General features: G+C 49.7%; 4 protein-coding genes. All 4 read left to right on the top strand.

Annotated features, from left to right (window positions below; all coding sequences use genetic code 11):
- Positions 1–270: 270 nt before the first annotated feature.
- The gene (locus DW947_RS21190) at positions 271–1,503 is read left to right on the top strand and encodes a site-specific integrase (protein ID WP_117966793.1); all 1,233 of its coding nucleotides are present in this window, start codon (positions 271–273) and stop codon (positions 1,501–1,503) included.
- A gap of 22 nt (positions 1,504–1,525) precedes the next feature.
- A complete protein-coding gene (locus DW947_RS21195; protein ID WP_118918682.1) occupies positions 1,526–1,918 on the top strand; it encodes a hypothetical protein in 393 nt (130 codons plus the stop codon).
- A gap of 252 nt (positions 1,919–2,170) precedes the next feature.
- Positions 2,171–2,332 carry a hypothetical protein gene (locus DW947_RS21700; protein WP_165859487.1) on the top strand — a complete coding sequence of 54 codons (162 nt, stop codon included), beginning with the start codon at positions 2,171–2,173 and terminating at the stop codon, positions 2,330–2,332.
- Positions 2,333–2,494: 162 nt separating this feature from the next.
- Entirely contained in the window at positions 2,495–3,862 is a 1,368-nt protein-coding gene (mobV, locus tag DW947_RS21205) for a MobV family relaxase (RefSeq protein ID WP_119958628.1), read from the top strand.
- Positions 3,863–3,943: the final 81 nt, after the last annotated feature.

Here is a 3,943-nt window from a genome sequence, read left to right on the forward strand (position 1 = left end):
TAAAATAAACACATAGCGAAAAAGTAAATTAGAGCAAAGCGTAGCGAATTAGCTGAAACATCGTTCGTTACGCTTTGTTTTTCTATGAGGCAGAGCCAAAGGAAAGCCAGTGCAAAGCCAAACGGTGCAAGAGTTCAGTTACCACCTCATTACCCCCGTAACGGGTGTAAATTTCTTGCTAAAAGGTTCTTTTTCTGCGATTTGCGTAGATTTGCATAGCAGTCGGTAACTCACTGTAACTTAATTTTGTAACCCAAAAAGGAGTGAGTTATGCGTAGTACATTCAAGGTATTATTTTACGTGAAGAAAGGCAGCGAGAAGCCCAACGGCAACTTGCCTTTGATGTGCCGTATTACGGTGGACGGCGAGATTAAACAGTTCAGTTGCAAGATGGACGTTCCCCCACGCTTGTGGGACGTGAAGAACAACCGTGCTTCGGGCAAGAGTATCGAAGCGCAGAAAATCAACCTTGCGGTAGATAAAATCCGTGTGGAGGTAAACCGCCGCTATCAAGAACTGATGCAGACGGACGGTTATGTTACCGCCGCCAAACTCAAAGACGCCTATCTCGGTATTGGCGTCAAGCAGGAAACCCTGTTGAAGCTGTTCGAGCAGCACAACGCCGAGTTTGAGAAGAAAGTCGGGCACAGCAGGGCGCAAGGTACATTTACCCGTTATCGGACGGTCTGCAACCATATTCGGGAGTTTTTGCCTCATACCTACAAGCGTGAGGATATTCCGTTAAAGGAACTTAACCTCACGTTCATCAACGATTTCGAGTATTTTTTGCGCACGGAGAAGAAATGCCGCACCAATACCGTGTGGGGCTACATGATTGTGTTGAAACACATCGTTTCCATTGCGAGGAACGACGGGCGTTTGCCGTTCAATCCCTTTGCCGGATATATCAACTCTCCCGAAAGCGTGGATAGGGGCTACCTCACGCAAACGGAGATACAGACGCTCATGGACGCACCCATGAAGAACGCCACCCACGAGCTTGTACGGGACTTGTTCGTCTTTTCGGTGTTCACGGGTTTGGCGTATTCGGACGTGAAGAACCTCACCGCCGACCGCCTGCAAACATTCTTCGATGGCAACCTGTGGATAATCACCCGAAGAAAGAAAACCAACACCGAATCGAACATCCGCCTTTTGGACGTTCCCAAATGTATCATCGAAAAGTACAAGGGACTGGCAAGGAACGGTCATGTTTTCCCCGTTCCGAGTAACGGAAGTTGCAACAAGATACTTAAAGAGATAGGCAGACAATGCGGCTTCAAGGTACGTTTGACCTACCACGTTGCACGCCACACGAACGCCACGACCGTACTTCTGTCGCACGGTGTACCCATTGAAACGGTGAGCCGCCTTTTGGGGCATACCAACATAAAGACCACCCAAATTTACGCCAAAATCACCGCCCAGAAGATAAGCCAAGACATGGAAACCTTGTCGCACAAGTTGGAAGATATGGAGAAGAATATCTGCCGAGCTATTTAATTTAATTAAAAACAGCATACCGATGAAAGAAGAAAGGAATATTATCACGATGGACGGGCAGGGCAATATCTTCCTGCCAAGCGATATAGGTGCAACCGCCATGACCGAGTGGGAAATCTGCGAACTGTTCGGGGTTATCGCCCCGACGGTTCGGGCAGGGATAAAGGCACTCTGCAAAAGCGGAGTTTTGAGTATATATGACATAAAGCGCATTATCCGCATATCGGACAGATACAGCGCGGAGGTTTACAACCTCGAAACGATAGCCGCCCTCGCTTTCCGTATCGAATCGTTCGGGGCGGCGAAAGTCCGCAAAGTGTTGTTGGAAAGGATTATGCACGGGCGAAAAGAGAAAACGACGGTATTCGTGTCGGTTGTTTCGGACGGCAAGCCCAACAGCCGTTGGAAAGCATAATGATATATCAACATACCAACATATCAACATGCAAACCTATCACTATGGTGATATATATTGCAGGTTCTATTTCTCTTTTCAGAGGAAAGCGGAGCAATCATTTCCGTTTACAAAGGCAAAGCAAGCACGGGGCTTTATGTCGGCTAAAAGGTCAGGCGGCTGCGCCGTTTCCCGATAAATCTTCCTCTCGCTTCGCTGCGAGCGTATTTATCGGGAAAACCTTGTATCCGACCGCCCCGTGCAAAAGAGCCTTTGAAAACGGAAACGACCACCCCGCCGCCCACCACCGACCGAAAGGGAAAAATAATAAGGTGGAGTTATACGGGTAAGCAGACGGCAGGGACAGCCACAGCCGAAAGGCAGACGGACAGACGGACGGCACGCCGCAGGGTATTTACGAAGAAAATACCATAGCTTATTAGGGAATTTTCCGAGCCGCAATACTACGTATCGCTGAAAATTCCCCAATAAGGCAAGGGGCAAGCCCCTCTGCACACCCCATCGGGGACGGCATTTGCCGCCCCCGAAGATACAAAAAATCATTGTTTCACAAGCCAAAAAAGAAAGGAAGAATATATGGGTTTCGTAGTTTTACACATGGAAAAGGCGCACGGCAGCGACAGCGGAACGACCGCACATATCGAGCGTTTTATCATACCGAAGAACGCCGACCCCACACGCACGCACCTAAACCGCAGACTCATCGAATACCCCGACGGGGTGAAAGACCGTTCGGCGGCTATACAGCAGAGATTAGAAGAAGCGGGGCTGACACGCAAAATCGGAAGCAACCAAGTACGGGCTATCCGCATCAACGTATCGGGTACGCACGAGGACATGAAGCGGATAGAGGAAGAGGGGCGTTTGGACGAGTGGTGCGCCGACAATCTGAAATACTTCGCCGACACGTTCGGAAAGGAGAACATCGTGGCGGCTCACCTGCACAGGGACGAGGAAACACCGCATATACACGTTACGCTCGTTCCCATCGTCAAGGGAGAGCGAAAGCGCAGGAAAAGGGAGGAACAGACGAAAAAGCGATACCGCAAGAAGCCGACCGATACCGTGAGGCTGTGCGCAGACGATATTATGACACGGCTGAAATTGAAGTCCTACCAAGATACCTATGCCGAAGCTATGGCGAAATACGGGTTGCAAAGGGGTATAGACGGCTCGAAGGCTCGCCACAAGTCCACGCAACAGTATTATCGGGATATACAGAAACTCTCCGACGACCTCAAAGCGGAAGTGGTGGATTTGCAACAGCAGAAAGAAACGGCACGGGAAGAACTAAGACGGGCGAAAAAAGAAATACAGACCGAGAAGCTGAAAGGGGCAGCAACCACCGCAGCCGCTAACATCGCCGAGAGTGTCGGTTCTCTTTTCGGCAGCAACAAGGTCAAGACATTGGAAAAAGAGAACACCGCCCTGCATAGGGAGGTAGCCGACCACGAGGAGACCATCGAAGCCCTGCAAGACAGAATACAGAACATGCAGGCAGACCACAGCCGACAGATGGCAGAAGTAGAACGGAAGCACCGCAGGGAGATAGCGGACAAGGAAACGAAGCACAAGGAGGAAATATCTTTCTTGAAAACGGTAATTGCAAGGGCGGCGGCATGGTTTCCCTATTTCCGTGAAATGCTCCGTATCGAAAACCTCTGCCGCCTTGTCGGGTTCGATGAAAGGCAGACCGCAACGCTCGTCAAGGGAAAACCGTTGGAGTATGCAGGGGAACTCTACTCGGAGGAATACGGACGGAAATTCACGACCGAAAGGGCAGGGTTTCAAGTCGTGAAAGACCCCACGGACGGGGCTAAATTGGTTCTTGCCATCGACCGAAAGCCCATTGCCGAGTGGTTCAAGGAACAGTTCGAGAAGTTAAGACAGAACATTCGCCGACCCATGCAGCCGCAAAGGAAAAAAGGAGGCATCAAGTTATAAATATCGCATATCTTTGAATCTCAATAAAAAAGTGCCGTTCATAATCCTTTGTGAAGGGCACTTTTTGTATATTTGCAGAAA

This window comes from Bacteroides sp. AM44-19 (assembly GCF_003603395.1).
Classification (GTDB): Bacteria; Bacteroidota; Bacteroidia; order Bacteroidales; family Bacteroidaceae; genus Bacteroides; species Bacteroides uniformis.

Bases quoted from the DNA above. Each gene is read 5' to 3' on its own strand.
- DW947_RS21190 (WP_117966793.1), top strand. From the start codon at position 271: ATGCGTAGTACATTCAAGGTATTATTTTACGTGAAGAAAGGCAGCGAG.
- DW947_RS21195 (WP_118918682.1), top strand. From the start codon at position 1,526: ATGAAAGAAGAAAGGAATATTATCACGATGGACGGGCAGGGCAATATC.
- mobV (WP_119958628.1), top strand. From the start codon at position 2,495: ATGGGTTTCGTAGTTTTACACATGGAAAAGGCGCACGGCAGCGACAGC.